Annotated in this window: 19 protein-coding genes; 11 read left to right on the forward strand and 8 right to left on the reverse strand. The window is 45.2% G+C overall.

The window, feature by feature from the left end; translation table 11 throughout:
• Window positions 1-3: 3 nt before the first annotated feature.
• The 4 genes from KI655_RS19565 to KI655_RS19580 form a co-directional block, all read right to left on the reverse strand.
• Window positions 4-909 (reverse strand): LysR substrate-binding domain-containing protein, encoded by a 906-nt coding sequence (locus KI655_RS19565; RefSeq protein ID WP_285408059.1) that lies wholly within the window; start codon window positions 907-909, stop codon window positions 4-6.
• Between the two features lie 145 nt (window positions 910-1,054).
• The gene (locus tag KI655_RS19570; protein ID WP_285408109.1) at window positions 1,055-1,573 is read right to left on the reverse strand and encodes a hydrolase; all 519 of its coding nucleotides are present in this window, start codon (window positions 1,571-1,573) and stop codon (window positions 1,055-1,057) included.
• A 48-nt stretch (window positions 1,574-1,621) separates the two neighbouring features.
• Window positions 1,622-2,224 (reverse strand): response regulator transcription factor, encoded by a 603-nt coding sequence (locus KI655_RS19575; protein ID WP_285408061.1) that lies wholly within the window; start codon window positions 2,222-2,224, stop codon window positions 1,622-1,624.
• Window positions 2,225-4,111, reverse strand: coding sequence for a PhnD/SsuA/transferrin family substrate-binding protein (locus KI655_RS19580; protein WP_373417300.1), 1,887 nt, complete (start codon window positions 4,109-4,111; stop codon window positions 2,225-2,227). It lies immediately after the preceding gene.
• 171 nt (window positions 4,112-4,282) lie between these two features.
• On the opposite strand from KI655_RS19580, the gene dsrO reads away from it, so the two are divergent.
• From dsrO to KI655_RS19615, 7 genes are all read left to right on the forward strand, one after another.
• On the forward strand, window positions 4,283-5,050 hold the full coding sequence (dsrO, locus tag KI655_RS19585) for a sulfate reduction electron transfer complex DsrMKJOP subunit DsrO (RefSeq protein ID WP_285408063.1): 768 nt from the start codon (window positions 4,283-4,285) through the stop codon (window positions 5,048-5,050).
• Window positions 5,047-6,144, forward strand: a complete 1,098-nt coding sequence (nrfD, locus tag KI655_RS19590; RefSeq protein ID WP_285408064.1) for an NrfD/PsrC family molybdoenzyme membrane anchor subunit — start codon at window positions 5,047-5,049, stop codon at window positions 6,142-6,144. Before dsrO ends, nrfD begins: the two co-directional genes overlap by 4 nt.
• 17 nt (window positions 6,145-6,161) lie before the next feature.
• The gene (locus KI655_RS19595) at window positions 6,162-9,254 is read left to right on the forward strand and encodes a tetrathionate reductase subunit A (RefSeq protein ID WP_285408066.1); all 3,093 of its coding nucleotides are present in this window, start codon (window positions 6,162-6,164) and stop codon (window positions 9,252-9,254) included.
• Window positions 9,255-9,457: 203 nt separating this feature from the next.
• A complete protein-coding gene (locus KI655_RS19600; protein ID WP_285408068.1) occupies window positions 9,458-10,081 on the forward strand; it encodes a c-type cytochrome in 624 nt (207 codons plus the stop codon).
• Window positions 10,078-11,139 (forward strand): c-type cytochrome, encoded by a 1,062-nt coding sequence (locus KI655_RS19605; protein ID WP_285408070.1) that lies wholly within the window; start codon window positions 10,078-10,080, stop codon window positions 11,137-11,139. Before KI655_RS19600 ends, KI655_RS19605 begins: the two co-directional genes overlap by 4 nt.
• 148 nt (window positions 11,140-11,287) lie before the next feature.
• The gene (locus tag KI655_RS19610) at window positions 11,288-12,301 is read left to right on the forward strand and encodes a substrate-binding domain-containing protein (protein ID WP_285408072.1); all 1,014 of its coding nucleotides are present in this window, start codon (window positions 11,288-11,290) and stop codon (window positions 12,299-12,301) included.
• Between the two features lie 32 nt (window positions 12,302-12,333).
• Window positions 12,334-13,233, forward strand: coding sequence for a hypothetical protein (locus KI655_RS19615; protein WP_285408074.1), 900 nt, complete (start codon window positions 12,334-12,336; stop codon window positions 13,231-13,233).
• 186 nt (window positions 13,234-13,419) lie between these two features.
• Here KI655_RS19615 and KI655_RS19620 read toward each other — a convergent pair whose 3' ends face one another.
• Complete coding sequence (locus KI655_RS19620; protein WP_285408076.1) at window positions 13,420-14,334, reverse strand: AAA family ATPase; 915 nt, start codon at window positions 14,332-14,334, stop codon at window positions 13,420-13,422.
• A complete protein-coding gene (locus KI655_RS19625) occupies window positions 14,331-15,356 on the reverse strand; it encodes a hypothetical protein (protein ID WP_032550802.1) in 1,026 nt (341 codons plus the stop codon). The genes KI655_RS19620 and KI655_RS19625 overlap by 4 nt, the downstream gene beginning before the upstream one ends.
• Before the next feature lie 1,526 nt (window positions 15,357-16,882).
• Here KI655_RS19625 and KI655_RS19630 point away from each other — a divergent pair.
• Window positions 16,883-17,467 (forward strand): NAD(P)H-dependent oxidoreductase, encoded by a 585-nt coding sequence (locus KI655_RS19630; RefSeq protein WP_285408077.1) that lies wholly within the window; start codon window positions 16,883-16,885, stop codon window positions 17,465-17,467.
• Window positions 17,468-17,559: 92 nt separating this feature from the next.
• A complete protein-coding gene (locus KI655_RS19635) occupies window positions 17,560-17,928 on the forward strand; it encodes a helix-turn-helix domain-containing protein (RefSeq protein ID WP_285408079.1) in 369 nt (122 codons plus the stop codon).
• Between the two features lie 79 nt (window positions 17,929-18,007).
• On the opposite strand, the gene KI655_RS19640 is transcribed toward KI655_RS19635, so the two are convergent.
• The gene (locus KI655_RS19640; RefSeq protein WP_285408080.1) at window positions 18,008-18,547 is read right to left on the reverse strand and encodes a redoxin family protein; all 540 of its coding nucleotides are present in this window, start codon (window positions 18,545-18,547) and stop codon (window positions 18,008-18,010) included.
• A gap of 627 nt (window positions 18,548-19,174) precedes the next feature.
• On the opposite strand from KI655_RS19640, the gene KI655_RS19645 reads away from it, so the two are divergent.
• A complete protein-coding gene (locus KI655_RS19645; RefSeq protein ID WP_285408082.1) occupies window positions 19,175-20,689 on the forward strand; it encodes an NAD(P)H-hydrate dehydratase in 1,515 nt (504 codons plus the stop codon).
• 92 nt (window positions 20,690-20,781) lie between these two features.
• On the opposite strand, the gene KI655_RS19650 is transcribed toward KI655_RS19645, so the two are convergent.
• On the reverse strand, window positions 20,782-21,561 hold the full coding sequence (locus KI655_RS19650) for an SDR family NAD(P)-dependent oxidoreductase (RefSeq protein ID WP_285408084.1): 780 nt from the start codon (window positions 21,559-21,561) through the stop codon (window positions 20,782-20,784).
• A 185-nt stretch (window positions 21,562-21,746) separates the two neighbouring features.
• Here KI655_RS19650 and KI655_RS19655 point away from each other — a divergent pair, with 185 nt between their 5' ends.
• Window positions 21,747-22,175, forward strand: a complete 429-nt coding sequence (locus KI655_RS19655) for an AraC family transcriptional regulator (RefSeq protein ID WP_285408112.1) — start codon at window positions 21,747-21,749, stop codon at window positions 22,173-22,175.
• The last annotated feature ends 3 nt before the right edge of the window (window positions 22,176-22,178 follow it).

Here is a 22,178-nt window from a genome sequence, read left to right on the forward strand (position 1 = left end):
GGTTCAGAAATGAAGAGGGTTGTGTAGAGTCGGCTCTGCACACTTTAAGAAGGCTTGAACAAGGCGACTTCCCAAACGTTCATTAGAAACAGCAAAACTATACTTCATCCCTAAATGGCTGTTCTTAAATGATTTTGCAATAATTCGAGCGTCTTCAATATGCTCGTGCTCGGTGACAACACTGACACCTAACCCCTGAGCGACCCCTTCACGTATCGCTTCACGGCTGCCAATTTCGAGGTTACCAGCAAGTTGTATGCTGTGCTCATCAAGAGCTTGTTCAAAGATAGCTCGAGTCATCGAGCCATGTTCACGACACAACAAAATTTGATTATTGAAATCTGAATACTCTAATGACTCTTTCCCTGACAAAGGATGCTCTTTAGGCAAAATTGCGATGAGCTTATCTTCCTGACATAAGAATGTACGGAAACCTGGAATAGCTTGTTTATGTACAAACAACCCGACATCGACTTCTCCAGTTTGTAGAAGGTTTAGGGCTTTCTCATTAGAGCCATAGACAACTTTGATTTTAATTTTTGGATACTTGGTGACAAAGTGTTTGAGTGCTTGAGTGATGTGGTAAGGACTCACCGCAGAAATGGTAAGTGTGCCGTGAATCAACTTACCATGAGATTGCATAAACTCATCGATTTCACGCACACCATTAATGACAGAGCGACACAAAGGCATTAACTGTAACCCTAGGTCTGTTAAGCGGTTATTCCCCCTCCCCCGAGTGAATAACTTAGCGTTGTAGAGCGCTTCCAATTCACCGACCTGCTTTATAATCGTTGGCTGGGATAAACCCAAATTGTCTGCTGCTTTCTTAAAACTCCTGTATCGCCCTACTTCATAAAACGCCCTAAGCAGTGGCAGCGTTATTGGTGATACTCTCCTGTCAAACATCGAACTAATCCAAACTCCCTGATAAAAAACCGTTACTGATATTAAAAAGAACGATTATTACCATGACAATAAGACAAGTGGATGACGAAGCAATAAAACAATGGGTTATTAACGCTCGAAGGCATAAAGCCTATAAAATACTTAGCTATTCAATCAGACCTAAGATCTCTTTAAACTCGGGCGCACGACAGTCTTCGACCATTTCGTATAAACACATTTCAACGCCCGTCAATCCAACACCATTCGCAGTGAGCTTAGCCATAGCAAGCGCTTTGTTTGCCGCCGTTCTTGACGCTGTGCAATCCGTTACAAGCTCTACTCGGTAACCCATTTTTCGCAAAGATAAAGCCGTTTGATAAACGCAGATATGCGCTTCGACCCCACAGATTAGCCATGTGTCGACCTTAGTATTCTCTACCGCCAATTTAAACGTGGCTTCTTTGCACCCATCAAAAGTGTATTTAGCGATGGCTAGATGATCTTGTGCCAGCACTTCACGAATCGGCTCAGCTGTTGGACCTAAACGCTCTGGATTCTGTTCTAACCATACGATAGGTAAATTGAGCGCTTTCGCTCCTTTCACCAACTTAGTGGTATTTTCAATTACAACATCACTTTCATGCATCAAGGTCGCCAGCTTGCCTTGAACATCAACGACGATCAGTCCTGTATTTTTTTAGATAACATCTTCACCTCCTATGAGTTAATTACCTTACAACGATGCTAATTTTCCATAAATATACGCAAGCTCAGCCACCGTTTTAGCCGAGAACCTTTTTAACAGGCTTGCGCGATGCACTTCCACGGTTCGCATCGCAATACAAAGCTCGTCCGCAATGCGGATATTGCGCTTGCCCGCGATAATCAAACGCAGAATGTCTTTCTCTCTTGGCGTCAGCGATTCATAAGCAGCTTTCGCGCCCGCGATATCGAGGTTCGCTGCCGACTGAACTTGCCCTTTAAGGATCGCTTGTGCGAGATCTGCCCCTTTTACTGGCTTTTGAAAAAAATCGACCGCTCCGGCTTGCAGCGCATCGACCGCCATTGGTACATCGCCATGCCCTGTTAAGTAGATGACCGCTAGAGGACTTTTGGCTTCATTGAGAATCTGATGGACTTGTTGACCCCGCAAGTTCGGCATTCGGCTATCGAGAATCACGCATCCCGCTTGTTGAGTGTCAACGCCATCAAGAAATGCCTGACCATCAGCAAACGTGGTGACTAAAAAGTCGTGCTCCTCAAGCATAAACGCTAAAGAATCTCGCACTGACTCATCATCGTCGACCACAAATACGGGCAGTTGCTTGTCACTCATTTACTTCTCCTGCGGATTTTCATTGTTATTATTTGAGGCTGGTTTATTGACTGATGCCAAGCCCTCTGCCTGATAAGGCAAAGTCAATTCGACCAAGCAACCATGCGGTTCAATCGATTGAATACTGAATTCTCCGGCGTGCATTTCCATCACATCTCGGCAAATCGCCAATCCCAACCCTAGCCCTTCTTGTTTCGTACTGACAAACGCATCGGTCGGGTTGTCATGCTCTAACCCAGTACCATTATCAACCACCCGAATCGACAGGCTTTGTGCTTGATAATCCGTGTGAAGCGCAATTTTTCCTTGATGGTCACTGGGATGATTTTCAGCGTACATCACACAAGCATCGATCGAGTTGTTAATGACGTTCACTAATACTTGCTGTAAACCCACGGCATCGGCTTCTGTTAATTGGGGTTGTCCTTCGGTGCTGCGCACCACTTCAATGCTGTGTTTGTGTAAGCGGAAGTTTAACAGCTCAATCGTATCAGCAATCAGTTGTTCTATATCGCATATCGCCATGTCGACACTGCGCTTTTTAATCAAGGTTCGAAGGCGACAAACGATCGCATCGGCACGCTCTACTTGGGTCTGGATTTTTTCTAATACCGGAACAATATCTTCATGTGGACGCTTCTTGGCTAAGCGCAACAAACCTCCTTCGCTATAGTTTCTAATTGCGGCCAAAGGCTGGTTGATCTCGTGTGCCAGACTGCTACCCAATTCACCAACAATAGCCACTCGTTGTGAGTGTTCCAGCATTTCACTCTTTTCCTTTAAACGAGACAAAGTTGCCTCGAGCGCCTTTTTGCTTTTGCTAAATCGGTACTCCAACCAGAAGTGATAGCCATTGAGTACAATCACAAACAGGAACAGAGCCCATGCCCACTCCTGATGCAAGCGCAACCAACGAAGTGCTTCTCTCCACCAAGGTTGTTGCAGTGGATGGAGATCCATTGCTTGATAGAGTTTATCAATAGACAGCAGACTGACCGGAGATGTCCAACCGGAGGCTTTGGCAGCAATCGCCGCAGCATGTTCCTCCGGCATAGAAAGCAAGGCTCGGCTTATTTGCTTCGCCAGTGTCGACGACCCTCGTTCGGTTTTAGCAAATGACCAGTTTGGGTACAACGGCGTTGACACCGCACAGTCGGTTTGAGGAAGTTCAAGCGGACTTAACACCCGCAATTGTCCCTCTTCCAATAATCCTTCACCTTCCATTTGTTCAACAAGACAAGCAGGTACAACTGCCGCTTCTACAGTGTGGTCACGCAATTGGTAAAGATTGGCGTCTATCGGAAAACCTAAGTAACGCACATCCGAGAAAAAATCATTCGGACCAAGCCCCCGTTCAATAATTTGATAACGCAGCGTTAAGTAACCACCAAACGCCTTTTCTGATACCGCGGCAATCGGCAAACCGGACACATCATTGAGAGTGGAATAAGGCGAATCAGAACGCACCACCAGCGCAGAGCCAATGCCGTAATTGGAGTGTTCTGGCGCTTGACTGGTCAACGTCGCTATCCAAGACAAGGCGTATTGACGTCCCAAGCGCACCGCTTGTCCGGGGTTAGTGAGAATGAAGTCCATGCTTTGGTTTTCAACCGCTTCGGTCATGCCATCGAGATCTAACGGATGGAGAACAAACCGGACTTCAGGGATCTGTTGATTGAGCCAGTCAATCGTCGGTTGCCAACGCTGCTCCGCATATAAATGGCCGCGTATGGCTAACACACCCACATCGACTTGCGGTTTAGAGGATGCGCTGGAATCTAATGTTTGTGTTGGTGCTGCGTGTACAAAAGAAACCGTGAGGTAGCCGAGTATGAGACTGATGAAAACAATCCATAAGCGAATGAAGTTTCTTGTTTTTTTCATCATGAATGACGTCTTATCCCTCTGCGTTTGGAACATCAGAATAACAGCAACTTAGCGTAATCCACATTTGTTTTAGATCAACTTTGATCTCGGTATGTGGAAATCCACTATATCGGTACACGGCTGCAATTCTGACAATGAAAACAAGCTCTAATCAATCTTAGCAGGTGAGTTATGGATTCCACCAAACGCCGTTTTCTCAGTGCCGTTACCGCAGGTGCAGCGCTGATTCCAATCGCCGGAATTGGCACAGCCACAGCAGGCACTGTGATCAGAAATAACAATCAACCCGACCGCAAGGGCCAAGTCGGTAAACGCTACGCCATGGTTGTCGATTTACGTAAATGTGTTGGCTGTCAGGCTTGCACTGTCGGTTGCAGCATCGAAAACCAAGCCCCTATTGGCCAGTTCCGAACCACAGTAAAACAGTATGAAGTCACCCTCGATGATGGATCAACCGCGACAGAAGAAGTGAAATCTTTCATGCTGCCGCGTTTGTGTAACCACTGTGATAACCCACCGTGTGTGGCCGTTTGTCCGGTGCAAGCCACCTTCCAACGAGAAGACGGCATCGTGATGGTCGATAACAGTCGCTGCGTGGCCTGTGCTTACTGCGTTCAAGCCTGTCCTTACGATGCGCGCTTTATCAACGAAGAGACCCTAACTGCGGACAAATGTACTTTCTGCGCACATCGCCTCGAAGAAGGTTTGCTGCCTGCTTGTGTGGAAACATGCGTCGGTGGTGCTCGTGTGATTGGTGATATCAACGATCCGAACAGCGAAGTTCGCCGCCTGATGACGCAGCACCAAGACGACATCAAGGTGCTTAAGCCAAACGAAGACACCAAACCCCACGTGTTCTACATCGGAATGAATGAACGCTTCACTCAACAGATTGAAGGTCAGCCTGCGATTTACGATCCACAAGGAGAAAAAGCATGAACATAACCGAAGTGCTCGTACAGCCTCAGGCCATCGCTTGGCTTCCTTGGGCGGTGCAATATTTCTTCTACATCGGCTCAGCTTATGCGGCGGCTATTTTGTTCTTAATCGCGCTGTTGTTTGAATCTCACACTAGCCATCGTCTGCGCGCAGCCTTAGTGCTGACTCTTGCGATTGGTGCGATCGTTGGCCCGCTCGCGTTAACAGGCGATCTCCACCAGCCGGGGCGTGCTTGGCATTTCTACGCACATCTCACCCCTTGGTCTTGGATGTCATTAGGTTCGTTGTTCTTACCGCTGTTCTCAGGCTTGGCTGTGGCAACGGCATGGTTATATCTGCGTCATGATTTGATCAGCCTTGAAGCCCAACCGGGCAAAGCGCTTCGTCTAATTTCTAAGTTGTCACTTGGTCGCTGGCAGACCAGCCGCAGATTGATGATGGCCGCCGCTCTGGCAACCGTTCTGTCTGGATTGAGCATTGCACTCTACACTGGCGCTGAAATCGCCGTCGTGAAATCTCGTTCATTGTGGCACCAACCGGCATCACCTGTAATTTGGTTTGTTACCGCATTCATTGGCGCCGTCGGCTTTACACTGCTTGCTTGGTTACTCATCCCGTCTAAAACCGAAAAGCTCAGCTTTGGCGATACTCGCCTGCTGCGTCAAACAACAACACTGAGCGGTGTATTGGCACTACTACTGATCCCTATTTGGGCTTCAAACAATGCTTCTTTCTCACTGTATTCTGAATCCGTGTGGGTCAACCATATCGCCCTATTAACCGTGTTCCTATTAGCCAGCGTATTGCTTTCTCTGTTCATATTACGCGATTCAGGATCGAACTTTATCCGCTTACTAATTGTATCGGCGATGACACTAACCACAGCATGGACTGTTCGTTGGATCACCATGATGGAAGTACAAACCATCGCTAAGTTCGATGTTGGCCCATATCCATACGACTTGCCGATTGGCAGTAACGGTCTGCTCGGCATCATCGGCATGTTTGGTCTGTGGATTGCGCTGGCATTACTTGGTTCCGAACTGATTCAACCAAAGCGTGAATCAACACCTTCAACCCTAACTCAACACTGATCTAAGAGGATTTCATTATGGATAACAAACGCCGTCAGTTTTTGAAATCTGGCATTGCTGTGGGAGCGCTTGGCGCCTTTGCTGCGGGCTACGCAACCACCACTAAACACATGGTAGAAGGTGCTATTCACGGTACTGCGGGTGAGAAAACCCGTGATATTCACCACGGCAACTCACTTGAACCCGAATACAAGGTGAACGACAAGGGCAACTTAATTCCTAACCCGAATCAGCGTGTTGCGCCATCCATGTGTTTTGGTTGTTGGAGCTTATGTGGTTTACGCGTTCGTATCGACAATCGCAACGACGAGATCCTGCGCATTTCGGGCAACCCATACCACCCGTTATCACATCAGCAGCACATTCCATTTGAGACGCCAGTAAAAGACGCTTACTTGAGCTTGGCGGGTGAAAACGGTTTAGAGGGCCGTTCTACAGCGTGTGCTCGCGGTAACGGCATGATGGAAATCCGTAATAGCCCTTATCGTATAACCCAACCACTAAAGCGTGTAGGCAAACGTGGTGAAGGCAAATGGGAACCGATCAGCTACGAACAGCTGGTGGATGAAGTCGTTAACGGTGGCGATCTGTTTGGCGAAGGTCATGTCGAAGGTTTGAAAGACATTCGTGACCTCACTACGCCCGTTGATCCGCAAAACCCAGAATACGGCCCGAAAGCCAACCAACTGTTGATGACTAACGCCGGTAACGAAGGCCGCGACGACATCTTCAAACGTTTTGCTTTTAATAGCTTTGGTACGCGTAACTTTGGCCATCATGGTTCTTACTGTGGCTATGCTTTCCGTGCCGGCAGTGGCGCGTTTATGAACGATTTGGATAAGAACGCCCACTTAAAGCCAGACTTCGATAATGCCGAATACGTTATTTTTATTGGCATGTCACCAGCACAAGCGGGAAACCCGTTCAAACGTCAGGCTCGCCAGCTAGCCAAAGCACGCACCGAAGGCAAACTCGAATACACCATCATCACGCCGAGCTTGCCAGCAGGTTCATCCAGCCTTGCCGCGGGTGATAATAACCATTGGATGCCAATTAAACCGGGGACAGATTCCGCCTTGGTCCTTGGTATGATTCAGTGGATCATCAATAACGAACGCTACAACAAAACCTTCCTCGCTCAACCGGGCGAAACAGCAATGAAAAAGGCAGGTACCGCACATTGGTGTAACGCAACACACCTTGTGATCAGTGATGAATCTCACTCACGTAATGGGCATTTCTTGCGTGCTTCTGAAATGGGCATGCCATTTGAAGGAAAACCCCTATCTGAGACCGACCCGTATGTAATTGTCGATGCGCAAAGTGGCGAATTTAGCGTACACAAGCAGGCTGCAGAAGCATCGTTGTTTGTCGACCAAGATGTAGAGCTGGCATCTGGTGTCGTCCGCGTTAAGTCATCCTTGCAACGTTTGAAAGAAGAAGCGTTTAAATACGATCTTGACTTCTACAGCGAGCAATGTGAAATCCCTGTCGACCAAATCATTGCACTCGCAAAACGCTTTACCAGTCATGGTACAAGAGCGGTAGTCGATACGCATGGTGGCAACATGCACACCAATGGTTTCTACAACGCCTTCACCATCATGATGCTCAATGCCTTGATTGGTAATATCAACATGAAAGGCGGCGCGATGGCAAAAGCGGGTGGTTATCCAACATCTGCGGCAGGGCCTCGTTACGACTTCACCAAGTTTGAAGGCAAAGTGGGACCCAAAGGCGTGTTCCTTTCACGCAGCAAATTCCCTTACCAAAAAACCAGCGAATACAAACGTCGTGTTGAAGCCGGTGAATCACCGTATCCAACACGCGCACCTTGGTATCCGTTTGCAGCGCCTTTACTTACTGAGCACCTATCGGCAGCGATCGATGGCTATCCATACCGAGTGAAAGCGTGGATCAACCACATGGCGAACCCAATTTATGGCGTGCCGGGTTTAAAAACGCTGCTTGAAGACAAGCTAAAAGATCCAAAGCAGCTGGGTTTGATCGTCTCTATCGATGCCTTTATCAACGAAACTACGGCTCTCTCGGATTACATCGTGCCAGATACGGTCACTTACGAAAGCTGGGGGATGGCGTCACCTTGGCACGATGTGCCAGTGAAAACCGTGACAGCACGTTGGCCAATTGTGGAATCACGCACAGAAAAAACCGAAGACGGTCGCAGTATCTGCTTAGAAAATTTCCTAATCGATGTAGCGAAGAAGATGCATCTAGGCGGCTTTGGTGACAACGCCCTCAAAGATTCAGGTGGTCGTTGGCACAGTATTCACGCCGCAGAAGACTTTTACCTGCGTTCTGCTGCCAACCTTGCCTACGTGAAAGGCGGCGTTCCGGAAGTGAGTGCGGAAGACATCGCTTGGTCTGGGCTTGAGCGCCTACTACCAAGCATGCAAAAAGCACTAACTCCGGATGAGATGAAGCGTGTCGCGTACATTTTTGCTCGCGGTGGTCGTTTTGAAAACGCCACAGAAGCCTACAAAGGAGAGCAAATGAAGTACAGGTGGACACGTCCAGTCGCGATTTGGAATGACCGCGTAGGGAGCGCTAGAAACACCATGACGGGCGATTTCTACAGCGGCTGCCCGACTTGGCACCCGCAAAAACTGGCAGACGGCACACCACTCGAAACAAAGTACCCGAAAGCAGAGTGGCCATTCAGCCTGACTAACTTTAAATCGAACATTCACAGCGCGGTATCCAATTTGTCACCACGCTTGAACTCGATTAAAGGTGTTAACCCTGTTTATATCCATCCAACGGATGCCGCTGCGGCAGGCATTCAAACTGGCGATCATTTCGTGATTGAAACACCTGGAGCGAGCACCACGGCGCTCGCAATGGTCATGGCTGGTATTCGCCAAGGCACACTCGGTTTTGAACATGGCTTTGGTCACACTGAACTCGGTCAGCGGGCACACTGGATTGGTGATAAGCAGCAACCTGTGAAAACCAGTGGTCATGACGGTGTCAATATCAACGATATTGGTTTGATTGACCCAACTCGTAAAGGCAAAGGCGTGATGCTAGATTGGGTGGTTGGTGCGGCGGCTCGCCAATCTCTACCAGCCAAGATCCGCAAAGTGTAATCCGTTCACTCCGTTAGGCTTCTCCTTGTAGTGGGGGAAGCCTTTTATTCACCTATCACCTATCACCTATCACCTATCACCTATCACCTATCACCTAGAAGACTAACAGCCATACCCATCATTTATGTGGATTTCCACAATAGTCACGCTGATGAACAATCACCAAAATAGCGCGCTCAAATAATAATCAAATGTGAGTCAGCATGTTTCGTAATGTTTTATTGGTTGTACTTTTCTGGAGTACCACCACTTTTGCAGCCCAAGCCAAGGACATCCCTGAACAAGGGGAGATCTGTACTGGATGTCACGGCGTCGACGGTAAGGGGCAAACCGGTATTGCGCCAATGTTAGCTGGGCTGAATATCGAATATATGGAAGCTCAGCTAACGCTTTTCTCTAGCGACAAACGACATAGTGTCCTAATGAAAGGGATCGCCGACGGACTGAATGATCCGCAAGCTCGCTTAGAGGTTCTAGAGTACTTCTCAAGCCTTCCGACTTGGGAGTTCACCGAACTCGAACAGCGAGGGTCGCAAGCCGATATCACTAACCCATACCGAAAACTGGTCTACCAAGGCGACTGGGATAGAAATATCCCGGCTTGTTCAACCTGTCATGGAGCAAGCGGTATGGGCGTTGATAAGTTTCCACGCCTAGCAAGTCAACAGGCGGACTACCTACAAAACCAATTACATGCTTGGAAGAATGGCACCCGCAGTGGCGATCCGCTCAACATGATGGGCAGTATTGCCAAAAAACTCACCGATACAGAGATCGAAAATCTATCTTACTACTTTGCGTCTTTTCGCTATGAGGAATCGAAATGAAACTGATCTATTCCCTTCTGCTTAGCACAGTGTCGGCTTACGCGTTTGCAAGTGATATCGTGACTCAAGAGCTCCCTGATCGTCAGAAAGAGTTGCCAGCGGTTGAAAAACATAGCGATGTTCAATACCTAAAGCCGCGCGATCTCTCAATCATTGGTGATGATGAATTTTCTGAAAAAGTGAAATATGGATACTCACTATTTGTCGATTCACAGCAAATGCGAGACCGCTACGTCGGTAATGAACAAAACTGTGTGAATTGCCATATGGAAGCCGGACGCAAAGCCAATGCAGCACCTCTTTGGGCGGCCTATATGGCGTACCCTGCTTATCGCAAAAAGAACGACAAAGTGAACAGCTACGCAGACCGTATTCAAGGCTGTTTTACTTATTCAATGAACGGCAAACCGCCATCAAAAGACTCAAAAGAACTCGAAGCACTCAGTGCCTACGCGTATTGGCTAGCAATGGGCGGTTTACTGGATGAATACGGTATGCAAGACAAGCCTGTTCCCGCGATAAGCCGAGAGCTGTTATTGAAAGGCGGTAAATCCGAGGACTTCCCATTACCGTCAGAAATAGCGAAAGCGCTACCGGTTAATGAACGTGGCAACCTGGCTGGTCGTGGGTACCCGAAAATAGATAACCCTGAGTTGCAACCTTCACCTGAACGCGGCGCACAAGTCTATGTTGATAACTGCGCAGCGTGTCATGGTGACAGTGGGCAAGGCATCCGCGATAGAAATGGACGCTCATACATTCCGCCATTATGGGGGGAATACGCGTACAATTGGGGAGCAGGTATGCACCGTATTAACACCGCAGCTTACTTCATCTACGAGAATATGCCGCTAGGGAAAAGTGTTCAGTTAAGCGAACAAGACGCATGGGATGTTGCGGCCTACATTAATAGTCACGAGCGTCCGCAAGACCCTCGTTATAAAGGTGACTTAGAAGCCAATGCGCAAAAGTATCATGATCATCAAGGTTACTACGGTAAAGAAGTGAATGGTCATGTCCTTGGCAGCCAAGCCTTCCCGCCATCACGGGTACAATAATACAGTATCGACATCAGAATAATGCGTGCTCAATTGAGCACGTATTTCATCTAAATTCTTGATGCATAGCGGTAATTATTACTTAACTATTTGAGTTCAACTGCTACACATTGTTAAATAGCTCAAAATTTTTAGTTCTGAGTCCCCTATGGCCACCATAAAAGATGTCGCGCGAGAAGCTGGCGTATCCATTGCTACCACTTCACGCGTCCTCAATAACGCCCCTCACACGAGTGAATCCGCCATCATCGCCGTTAAGAAAGCGATGGAAAAACTGGGATACCGCCCAAATGCCAATGCACGCGCACTGGTCAGTAAATCTTCTAATGCTATCGGTGTGTTGGTCAATGACATGTCTGCGCCGTTTTTTGGCTCTATGATCAAAGCCATTGATACGATTGCAAGTGAACAAGAAAAGCAGCTGCTGGTGGGCTGTGGCTATCATGATGCGACCAAAGAGCGTAATGCCATCAATCTGCTGATCAACAGTCGCTGTGAATCGTTGGTGGTTCACAGTAAAGGGATGTCAGATGCTGAGCTCACCAAGCTCGCAGATGAGATACCTGGGATGGTGGTGATCAATCGTGTCGTTGACGATATTGCGCCACGCTGTATTGCACTTGATAACCGACAAGGCTCTTATATCGCGACAGAGCACCTTATCCGTAATGGCCACAAACACATTGGTTACCTGTGTTCTAGTCACGACATTGATGATGCACGCGACCGTCGTGAGGGATACCTAGACGCTCTACGTGATAATGGTATTGAACCTCGTGAAGAGTACATCCAATACGGTGAACCTGATGAAACCGGTGGCGAACAAGCCATGGTCGATTTAATGGCGAGAAATACACCGATCACCGCAGTCGCGACTTATAATGACTCGATGGCAGCTGGATGTATGACGCTGCTTCAAGAAAACGGTGTCCGTATTCCTCAAGACATGTCAGTGATTGGATTCGATGACGGTCATATCGCGCGTTACATTTACCCACGTTTAACCACCATTCGTTACCCTATCCAAGTGATGGCAAACGAAGCCGTTAAACTCTCCCTACAGCTTGCAAACAAGGAAGAAATGGAGCAAAAAGAACGCAAATTGTTTATGCCGATCTTAGTGCAACGCTCTTCTGTCAGCGCAGCAAACATTAAGGACTAAGGGCATTATTGCGCCTTACATGATACGGAAATATGCTCAACTATCTCGCTAGCAAAGCCCCATTGTTACTCATTGCATTCTGCTTTCTAGGATTTATTGTTCCTAGCATCTCAATGCATGTATTTGAGATATTGCCGTTCGTCTTGTTCTTTTTAATGTTCTTCACATTAGTCGGGCTTGATCAGAAAACCCTGCTCAAGTCCCTTTTGCAAGTTAAAGGTTGGGGCTACGCGTTGGTTCATACATTTGGCATGATGGCGCTTTGTACTGCAGTCATAATGCTTTTAGGCTTGAATCAAGACTATGCTCTAGCCATGTTAGGGGTTGCGGCAACCGGCTCCCTATTTGCCACTCCTGCAATTGTGCGCTCAATTGGCTTGGATTACTTTTCAGCCATGACATACACCATCACATCAACGTTATTGAAGCCTGTGGCTCTCTACGCAACACTGTGGTGGGCTTACAACGATCACTTTGAGTTGGACATGCAGGCTTACTTAGTCAAGTTGATCGTTTATATCGTCGGCCCTATTGCACTATCCTTCGTGATCCATGCCTTCATTGATCTCTCTAAGATCAAAAAAGTGCATGCTGAACTGGCCAAGTACAACATAATGCTGGTGTTTCTTTTCCCGCTCGGCTTAATGGGCGACTTTCGTCAATTGTGGGATACAAACCCTGAGCACGCGTTACACCTTTTCCTACTGGCGTTTGTTTTGTGCCTGAGCTTTTTCGTGGCCGCTTACCTCATATTCAAATTTACCGATCGCGAAGGCGCGATGATTGCTGCTATCACATCGGGGAACCGCAATGTACTCCTTACCTACACCATTGCAGGGGCTTATCTAGGTCCGCTGTTCTTGCCCCTTGTAGGCGCTCTGCAGCTGCCAATCTACTTGCAGCCTTTGTTGATCAAACGTTTGATGAAGTAATCGACTGGCCGAAGTCTTTTCTTAAGGCTCGCGTGACCAGGCTCTGATAGACTCGATCTCACTTCGGCTTATTGGGTTAAGGCGCGGAGTCTAAACCTGAAACCTGTAGACAGGTCAAACGTGCTCAAACAAAAAAGCAGCTCTTATTTGAGCTGCTCATAGAAAGGGGTTCACACTAGAAAGTGATTAGAGAACATCGCGTAAGTTTTTACGCTCTTCGATCTCCTCTTGTTCAGGAATCGTGCCTGACAAGGTGATCGATTTTGGCGGCGCTTTGATAATCGTAGACGCTCGACTTCCCTTACTCGCTCGCGCTTTGGGGTTATAAACATCAGGATTAATGGTCAGGCTTTGGCGCACTTCTACCGCAAACTCTTGATTCTCATTCTCTGGTAGATAGTTACTTTTCAAGTACTTGATCGACATAAAGTCTTTGTTACGTTTCAACGTAAATAAGCACTTAGTCAAGCGCATAACCGAAGTAAGCCCCGCACCGGAAGCCATAGTGATCTCTTGGTTACCACGGATCTCATCTTTATTGACGTGATGAACAAGCAAAAGACTCGCACCAGATTCATTGGCGAGTGATTGAAAGACGTTTTTGATTAGCCTATCGTGCTTCACTTCTTCACATCGACCGATCGATTCCGTAACGGTATCGATGATCACTAAGTCAAATTGAGCAAATGTCTCTGTCAGTTGCTTCAAATAGACTTGGTGTTCTGATTGTTCTTGAAGAGAAGAATCCGGCGGAATAACAATTGGCTCGATATCGGTGAGAAAGTGTAAATTGTTTTTCAATTCAGAACGAATAGTCGGTGTACAACTTGCCAGTTTGTCTTTCATTCTGGTTTGTATTACACCAGCCCCATCTTCTGAGCTGAGAACTAAGGTTCTCGCAGGCTTATCGGCCGCACTCATCCCTAATAAGGTCATTGAAGATGCATGTTCCATTGCAATACATAGTGCTAGGTGAGATTTACCCACGTTTGGTGCTGCTATAAGCATCCCAACATGTCCTTTCAGTAAACCTTTTAAGCTAAAGCTCATTTCTTGACTTGCACGTGACGACATCAGCGTATCAAGAGACTGAGTGATCATGATTCACTTTCTCCAATATAGAAAATTTGAATACCGTTTCCGACATCTCGGAACTGTAGGCTAAAGTCTTTTTCAATTTGTACCGCGTTAGCCAATAGATCTTTTCTTAGATCACTACGAAAACTATGACTAACTTTCGAAGCTATAGATTGAATATAGCTGTCTAGTGCCCACTCAAACTTCTTATTATGTAGAAACTCGGCTTTATGCGTTGTTATATATTTTAAGAATGAACGTACAGATGGCTTACTGTAGTTCGTCATCTTGTGCTGCTCTAAGCGGTAGTAATAGCCGTGGTCGCGAATAGCCTGGAGTAAACGCATATCTGGTACCAAAAACACATGATTCGTTAGATTCTTTGTGGTTTTGCGTCCAGTTTTGAATTTGCTGCGATCGCAATAGAATCGGTAATCTTGTACAAACTCTAAAGGCTTTTTACCTACAACATTTTGATCATCATCGAGCTCATTGATCACAAGGTGCGCCGTGGCCAACTGCGTGATCCGCCGTTCAATTTGATCATAATTAGCTCGCGTCGTTGCCATACCCATACGTGTAGCCAGTTCATACATACTCATCGATAACACCGTAGCATCACGATCTATAAACGAATCAAAGCCGTCCTCTTGGGTATCTGACACATCGCCATCAGTTATCGTTTGATACACCTGGGACCAGGTCAGTCGAGCACCAGCCTCATAAGAAGAATCATCCAGTTGGATCGTTTGAGCGTAAGCCAACATTGTTTCTAAAATATCGCGGTGAGGTTGCAGTAAATAGTCAACATGAAGATCAACTCTAAAATTTTTACCGTAACTATTGATATTTACGCTTTCTAAGGGGTAATTGAGATCCGTACCGCCATTTTGTGCAATCTCAACCAGTTTTGACTGCATCGTTGATGTCAAACGTGAGGCTGGATGGAAAATAGTCGCTCTCGAGAATAAAATGGATGAGATAAATCGATTCTTTCGATCTTCTTCATTAATAACGGTCAAGCTGGATGATGAAGTCATGATCATTACCTATGGATACGATAGTATCAGTCTAACAGAGATCTTCGATTAACTCATTAACTTCGGTAATTATCTATACCAAATCGGTAAATGTTGATACTAGATCACAATAAACGACTATAAACATCGGTAGATGTTTAGTTAGTTCGGTAAATGTTTAGTTGGAAGTATTTGATCTTACTTTACCGATCAGGGCTCAATACTCATAGGATCTGAGTGTTTTTTAGGCGCGGATCACGTGGTGATCATTACCTACTTGAATTTTAGGATCTTTGAGGCGTTTAGATCGGTAAATATCAATATAAAAACAATCATATTCGGTAAATGTTTATATGGACGATCGCTTAATGTTATTAAGGAATCGGTAAATATCTATATCTAATCGGCTAATGTTGGTTCTAAATCGGTAAATGTCGTTACTTTTTGCAGACATCTAAGAAACTAGAACCTTTAGGATCTAGTTTCAATAAATACCAATTTCACTGAGGTTCAACTGGTGACTCAACATACCATCACAAAACTCAAGAGAGTTTTGCAATGGAATGTCGAGTTAATCATCAAAAACCAGTCACTTATTGTACTGATTGATGGTTAATTACTCAGGCCTGTATTGGTAAATGTGGTTGTTTTGAACCGATCACAAAATAGATCGTTAAATGTTATTAGTAGTCTTGTAGTGTTGATATAAACATTTAACGAAGTCGATAGATCATGGAAGTGGATAACTGATCTCATTTGCTTTTTGTAATAGGAGAGTAGACTGATATGATCGAAATGTTCGTTTATGCCGATCGTGTTATGTTTGGAATCGGTAATTGAAGAAGTGCTTATTTTATATGTTAAATTCTTGTCAATGTTCAGGCTGAACATTGACCACTTTTCGTCTAATTATTACCTTCTTTGGAATACCTTGTTTTAAAAGAAACTCATTGTTTTTGTATCATCTGTAAATTCATCAATTCAAGGTTCTTTAATTCCTCTCCCCTACTCTTTTTTCTTTTGTACAAATCATTTACTTCATCTTAGGTGACGCTGTAACAAATTGTTATCTTAAGATTTAGGCATACTAGGCTTGCTACTTTTAAAAATAATTTTGGTCTTGCAATCGAGATTTATGTAGGGAGGCTGTGGTCGAATGAGCTCTAAAATCACGTACATCATGAAACGGTAAAGAGTGGTATTGAGGCTACTGGATCGTTGAACCTACTGATTTTGAGTGTTGAAGTTAATCTTTGATTGGTAGACGCAATGAGCTTTTGTAAGAACATGAAAACTAAAGTGCTTGGATGTTCAGTCTGAACATTGACAAGATTATAAGAAAGAAGTTTGGTGTCTTGGTACCTTATTGAAGGTACCATCGAATAGATTTTTTGAATTTAATTTATACATATTTTCAACATGTTAGGATTAAAAGCACTAGGTTACCAAAAGTATACTAATTGCAATCAGTTTACAGGTTACCATAAGATACCACCACTGGATGAGGAGTCCCCTATCCTACTTCAATAATAAACAGTGAAAAGGTAATGACTATGAGTAATGTATTGATCATCAACGCGCACGAAACTTCTCCTTATTCTCCAGGCCGACTGAATGCAAGTCTTGTTGATAAAGCCCAGACTCTTTTACAACAAAAGGGCTATGAAGTTAGAACTGTTACGATGCAAGATGACATTAATGTTGATGAGCAACTGGCGCACTTTGAATGGGCAGATAAAGTTATCATCCAATCTCCTGTGAATTGGATGTCAGTGCCATGGTCTTTCAAAAAATACATGGATGATGTGTTTACTGCAGGTATGGGCGGCGGCCTTTGTAAGTTTGATGGCCGTAGTGAACAAGAGCCTAAGAAAAATTACGGAACTGGCGGTACCCAATCAGGAACGAAGTACATGCTTTCACTGACATTTAATGCTCCTGAAGAATCGTTCGATGATGACACTGAATATTTGTTTCAAGGAAAAGGTGTTGATGATTTGATGTTCCATATGCATGCTAATTTCCGTTTCTTTGGTATGAGTTCTATTCCGACGTTTTCATGTTTCGATGTTATGAAAAACGCAGATATTGAAAGTGATTTTGAGCGTTTTGAAGCGCATATTCAGACGCATTTTTAATTCAAGATTAATGGGTGCGGATTGGAAGTTTGCTTTCCTGTATACTTATTTGTATCTGTTAACCGAGGCGTAAGTTTGTAGAGGAATCTATTATGCAAAGCTCTATTACCATTGATACCAAAGGGCGAAAGACTGTAGCGAATGTTTGTACTGAGCCTTGTGCTATAGAAAAAGGCATGCGTTTGATTGGTGGTAAGTGGAAAGGTTCCATCATCTACCATTTGAAAGATGGACCTGTTCGTTTCAATGATTTAGCGAGAATGCTTGGCGGTGCTAGCAAGAAGATGATAGATCAACGATTAAAAGAGCTAGAGTCTGAAGGCATGATTATCCGCAAAGTCATTAGTGACCGCCCTATAGCGGTCAGTTATGAGCTAACCGAGTTTGGTTCAACTGCATTGAATATTCTTGAAGACTTACGTATTTGGTCGGAAGCACATAATATACAACTAAATAAATAGTGCCCTACTGTTAGACAAACAAAAAGCCAGCCCGGTAAGTCACTTGGGCTGGCTTTTCTAATTATGGACATATCCAAGATCAGTAATCTAGTGTGCCGCGAATTGGGTAGTGGTTATTTGGGTCACGTATCCAAGCGAGACCTCGAGTCAATGCGCCTAATTCAGGTCGTACGAATGGGTTATTCGAAATATCAACGACATGTAATTCCCCTTTCTCATTGATAACAAACAAACCCGGTTCAGCAAAGTTGTGGTCTGTTTCTTGTTCTGAGCGCGGAACCGAAATATACACACCTAGCGTTTTCATCTGCTCTTCTGTTAATCCATAGGCAATTGGGAAAGAGATATCTAGTTTTTCTAATTGCTCTTCCAATTGATGTTTCGCGTCTGCGGATACTGCGAGAATATCAACACCAGCGTCATTAAATGCTTGTTTGTACGTTTCAATTTCATTGAGATATTTCGTACACAAAGGACAGTGTTTGCCTCGGTAAACAAAAACCGCTTGCCATGTCATCCCGGATTTAGGCTCTCCAAGAGTAACGTTCGAACCGTCAAGAAGTGTGGCATTTAAAACAGGAAAGCTGTCACCTGCTTTGAGTTTATTTGAGTGTCCCATTTATTCCCTCATTCGTTATATTAACTCAATACAAACTCAAATATAGAAGTGAATTCCTTTAGTGACAAGCAGTTACCATTTAGTAACCTAGCACTATTGAAAATCTATAGATTCGCAATGGTCTGGTTTGGAATCCTGTGTGATACCTACATAATTTATTGTTGTGTTTGTCAATGTTCAGCCTGAACATTGAGTCGTTTGTCTCCTGCTCTATTTACTTTTGCTACATCTATCTTTTGCTACTCTATTCACGTAACGTCAGCTTTTTTAACATCCCCTACTCCGGCCAATTTATCTGAGAGAGTTTCGTGGAAGTGTTTGTCAATGTTCAGCCTGAACATTAGGTAGTCGTTCCCCAACTCTATTTATTTTTACTACATCATCTTTTACTACTCCATTCACTTCACGTCAGCTTTTTGAACATCTCTTACTCCGGCCAATTTATCTGAGAAGTTTTCGTGGAAGTGTTTGTCAATGTTCAGGCTGAACATTAGTGTTTCCACAGCAACCAAATAGTCAAACTCGCCAGCAGCTTCATTGTTGCTCGCTGGATCTCTGTAAAACAATGAGCCTTGTCTTATGCTTTGGTTATAGCGTGAATAATCAAGTCATCATTGAGGCACTTTTATGTTATTGAATTTGACCGCAGAAAAACTCCCTGAGGCCTTATATCTGTCTGAGACTGTACGACAAGGAGAAAAGCGAGTAGCCAAGGCGCTGGGTATTCCGATGTACGATTTAATGGAGCGAGCTGGTGAGTCGGTATTCTCTGTGGTGGAGACGCGGTTTAAACAGTGTCGCCATATTTTGGTCGTCACAGGAACAGGAAATAATGGTGGAGATGGATATGTCGTTGCGCGGTTAGCATTAAAGTCGGGATATAAGGTCACGTTGTGGCAAGTGGGTTCAGCAGTGAAAATCACTGGCGATGCTAAGACGGCTGAGCAACGCTTTCTCGCCGAAGGAGGCTGCATTCTGTCATCGGCAGACTATGTGGATTCGAGTGTCGATTTAGTGATTGATGGCATGTTGGGCACAGGGCTAAAAGGTGCCGTTCGAGATGATGTCGCCAGTGTGACGAGAATTCTCAATAATACCGAGCTTCCTATTGTCTCTATTGATGCACCTTCGGGTCTCAATACCGATACAGGAAGAGCTCTTGGCGAGACAATCCGCTCGGCTATTACTGTCACCTTTATCGCAATGAAGCAAGGACTGGTAACTGGACAAGCAAGGCGTTATGTCGGAGAGTTACTATTCGCAGGACTGTCTGTCGATAGTGAGTTTGCCGATAGCTATGAAGCTGATTCGTTGTTAACGAATGAAGGCTGGTTGTCTGCTTTGAAGGAGAGATCGCAAGATTCGCATAAGGGAACCCATGGGCGTCTTCTTATTGTTGGAGGTGGCGATGGAATAAGTGGTGCCGCCTATCTAGCTGCAGCGGCATCATTACGAACGGGAACTGGGCTCACTGCATTAACGGTCCATGATTCGAGCTGTTTGCCTGTTCGTTCTTTATTACCTGAAGCCATGGTTTCACAAACATCTGAACTATTGTCTCGCCTTAAGTGGTGCTCTACGATCTGTTTGGGTGTTGGCTTAGGTCGGCTTGATTGGGGACAGGATGTTTATCAAACCGTGATGAAAGAAGCTCACGCCACTCCAAAAGTGATAGACGCAGATGGCTTATATTGGCTGGCCAAAAAACGATGTGAGGTCTGTTTAATAGAGAATACGGTCATTACCCCGCATCCAGGTGAAGCCGCGATGTTACTCGATTGCAGTGTCACTGAGGTTGAGGATAATCGTTATCGTGCAGTCAATCAGCTATGTCAAAAATACCAATGTGTCACGGTATTAAAAGGGGCTGGTACGTTAGTCAGCGACGGAAAGAAAACCGTAGTGTGTCATGCTGGGAACGCTGGAATGGCAACTGGTGGGATGGGGGATGTACTAGCAGGTGTAATTTCTTCTCTGCTAGCTCAAGGCTATCAACCTTTTGATGCAGCAACGTTAGGGACGCTTATTCACAGTATGGCTGCTGACCATAATGCAGAGCGACACGGACAAGTGGGCTTGATAGCATCTGATGTATTGGGTTCTCTTCGCTACATCATTAACGGCTTGGGAAGTCAGTTTTAGTCGACCAAAACCGCTTGCTTGTTGTCAATGTTCAGCCTGAACATTGACAACATCTCTCCAATATTACGTTTGATTGAAAGAACAGAAATACATTAGGAGAACAAAGACTTCCACATAAATGATGTGGCTTGCTCTGATAGTTCCCAAAGTTGCGCTGCCATTGTCTCGTCCAAGGCGACTCTATCTAGAGTATTTACATCCACGGGACCTACTGTGTCAGCTCTTTTAGTTGGCCCATATAGAGTTTCTGGTGTTAACCCTTCTTGAGTTGCACAAAGCAGTTGAGGCCAAGCTCCCTTTTCAGCAGATTGGGCTATGAAACGAGACATTACCGCCCAAGCGACTTTATGGAAAGTGCCTGCCGTGTCTTTTAGGAGGTTGGTTCTAGAAGCGCCAGGGTGACAAACATGAACTTGTACTTGTTTACCCGCATGATGAAGACGGCGCTGCAGCTCGTACGCAAACATTACTTGAGCCAGTTTACTTTGTGCATATGAGTCCCAAGCTGTGTATCTTTCATTAAAGTTGATATCTTCAAATCGAATGCGCTTTTTACCCATTTTATATGCGGTACTTCCTACCACTACTATTCGTCCGTTACTTGCTTCTATACGCGGGTATAGCAAACCGCACAGTAAGAAATGACCATAATGGTTAACACCCAGTTGGCTTTCAAACCCGTCACTAGTGAATTTTTGCTTTGCGACTTGAGCAATGGCGCCGTTACAGATAAGCGCATCAATCCTTTCTACTTGTTCTAAGAGCTCCGATGCGGCTGTCTTGACAGAAGCTAAGCTGGCGAGATCCATGTGTACAAAACTGACATCAACATAGTGACCTAGTGTGGTATTGAGATCATCAATGGCTTGCAACGATTTATCTCTAAAATTTGCCTATTTATATCGTTGTTGTATTGGGGAAGAAATATGAAGCAAAACCTAAAAGATTGGGTTGCTGATCGACTGACAACCGATGGCATGATTGAAAGTCGAATCAATGGAGTACATTTATTTAAGGTCACGAGCGCGACCGTTACGTCTACGATAATCAACAATACATATGTTGCGTCGCTTCGCTTCCAGTAGAAGCAGGTACGCCTGAAGCGTCTTCGGATGATCCCCTAATCGGCGTTTACATTTCCCTTGATACCAAAGTTATGAAAGAGCTGACGTTAGAAGTCGAAGAGGCCAAAGGTTTCGATTCAGAACCAAAATCTTCTTTCACTCCACAAAGTCTATTGCTTTCCGATTGGGATCCAGAGTTCGAAGATGCGTTGTACCGCCTTATTACAATGAGTGACAATGTCACTTATTCAGCAGTGCTAGGGGAGAGCCGTTTGCGAGAGCTCTATTACGCGGTACTAAAAGGGGAGTGCGGACCTTCTGTTAGAAAAGCCTTCAGTGTAAGCAATGGTATCGCGCGAGCGATTGAACACTTATCTATGAATCTAGACAAAAATGTCTCCATGACGAACTCGCATCGTTAGTCG

It is taken from the genome of Vibrio sp. D404a (genome assembly GCF_030248535.1).
Taxonomy (GTDB): Bacteria; Pseudomonadota; Gammaproteobacteria; order Enterobacterales; family Vibrionaceae; genus Vibrio.

Bases quoted from the DNA above. Each gene is read 5' to 3' on its own strand.
- KI655_RS19615 (WP_285408074.1), top strand. From the start codon at position 12,334: ATGCTCAACTATCTCGCTAGCAAAGCCCCATTGTTACTCATTGCATTC.
- KI655_RS19575 (WP_285408061.1), bottom strand. From the start codon at position 2,224: ATGAGTGACAAGCAACTGCCCGTATTTGTGGTCGACGATGATGAGTCA.
- KI655_RS19565 (WP_285408059.1), bottom strand. From the start codon at position 909: ATGTTTGACAGGAGAGTATCACCAATAACGCTGCCACTGCTTAGGGCG.
- KI655_RS19645 (WP_285408082.1), top strand. From the start codon at position 19,175: ATGTTATTGAATTTGACCGCAGAAAAACTCCCTGAGGCCTTATATCTG.
- KI655_RS19635 (WP_285408079.1), top strand. From the start codon at position 17,560: ATGCAAAGCTCTATTACCATTGATACCAAAGGGCGAAAGACTGTAGCG.
- dsrO (WP_285408063.1), top strand. From the start codon at position 4,283: ATGGATTCCACCAAACGCCGTTTTCTCAGTGCCGTTACCGCAGGTGCA.
- KI655_RS19625 (WP_032550802.1), bottom strand. From the start codon at position 15,356: ATGATCATGACTTCATCATCCAGCTTGACCGTTATTAATGAAGAAGAT.
- nrfD (WP_285408064.1), top strand. From the start codon at position 5,047: ATGAACATAACCGAAGTGCTCGTACAGCCTCAGGCCATCGCTTGGCTT.
- KI655_RS19610 (WP_285408072.1), top strand. From the start codon at position 11,288: ATGGCCACCATAAAAGATGTCGCGCGAGAAGCTGGCGTATCCATTGCT.
- KI655_RS19600 (WP_285408068.1), top strand. From the start codon at position 9,458: ATGTTTCGTAATGTTTTATTGGTTGTACTTTTCTGGAGTACCACCACT.
- KI655_RS19605 (WP_285408070.1), top strand. From the start codon at position 10,078: ATGAAACTGATCTATTCCCTTCTGCTTAGCACAGTGTCGGCTTACGCG.
- KI655_RS19595 (WP_285408066.1), top strand. From the start codon at position 6,162: ATGGATAACAAACGCCGTCAGTTTTTGAAATCTGGCATTGCTGTGGGA.
- KI655_RS19620 (WP_285408076.1), bottom strand. From the start codon at position 14,334: ATGATCACTCAGTCTCTTGATACGCTGATGTCGTCACGTGCAAGTCAA.
- KI655_RS19580 (WP_373417300.1), bottom strand. From the start codon at position 4,111: ATGATGAAAAAAACAAGAAACTTCATTCGCTTATGGATTGTTTTCATC.
- KI655_RS19630 (WP_285408077.1), top strand. From the start codon at position 16,883: ATGAGTAATGTATTGATCATCAACGCGCACGAAACTTCTCCTTATTCT.
- KI655_RS19640 (WP_285408080.1), bottom strand. From the start codon at position 18,547: ATGGGACACTCAAATAAACTCAAAGCAGGTGACAGCTTTCCTGTTTTA.